Origin of the sequence: Deinococcus pimensis DSM 21231 (genome assembly GCF_000519345.1) — a bacterium.
GTDB classification, from domain to species: Bacteria; Deinococcota; Deinococci; order Deinococcales; family Deinococcaceae; genus Deinococcus_A; species Deinococcus_A pimensis.
Genome location: NZ_KI912619.1, coordinates 54,530 through 55,151, shown reverse-complemented (window position 1 = coordinate 55,151; position 622 = coordinate 54,530). Strand labels below are relative to the sequence as shown.

Genomic DNA, 622 nt, shown 5'->3' with positions numbered 1-622 from the left:
GTGACGCGCGCGAGGCACAGCAGCTGCTTGCCCGCCTCGCCCGAGCGGGAGCACACGAGCCGCGCGGGCTCCTCCGGGGGCTGCTCGCGGACCGCGCCGAGCACGCTCGTCACGTCGAACTCCAGCGCGCCCGACGGGCAGACCTGGGTGCACAGGCCGCAGCCCGTGCAGAGCTTCTCGTCGATGGTGACGGTCCGGTCGATGGTGACGGCGTCGTGCGGGCAGGCCCGCGCGCACAGGTCGCAGCCGCCCACGGTCATGCGCTCTACGAGGCAGCGCTGGCCGGTGAAGCGCGGGACGGGGTTGCCGTACTCGCCGAGGATGTTCAGGAGGCTGTCGAGCATGGGTATCAGGTCATACGGGAAGCGGGGCCGCCCGGATGGGTCAGGGGCAGTCTAGAGCGTCCCTTCACCCGCGAGGGTGACGTGACGCCCCGAAGCCCCGTCAGGCGGGCAGGTCCAGCCCGTAGATCTCCAGGAAGCGCGCGACGCGCGCCTCCAGGGTCGGCAGGGGCGCCACCTCGCCGCACACCCAGTCGGGGCGGTACTCGCGGCAGGTGCGGGGCCGCGCGTGGTACACGAGGCAGCGGCAGTCCACGGCGAGGTTCGCGCAGCGCGCCCCG

At 73.5% G+C, this 622-nt stretch carries 1 protein-coding gene and 1 pseudogene; both read right to left on the bottom strand.

All coding sequences use genetic code 11. The annotated features are described in order from the left end of the window. A partial coding sequence (locus DEIPI_RS27740; protein ID WP_045233453.1) for a 4Fe-4S binding protein occupies positions 1-344 on the bottom strand: 344 nt, incomplete at its 3' end. Positions 345-444: 100 nt separating this feature from the next. Continuing rightward, a pseudogene (locus DEIPI_RS41145) lies at positions 445-622 on the bottom strand (YkgJ family cysteine cluster protein); the annotation flags it as partial.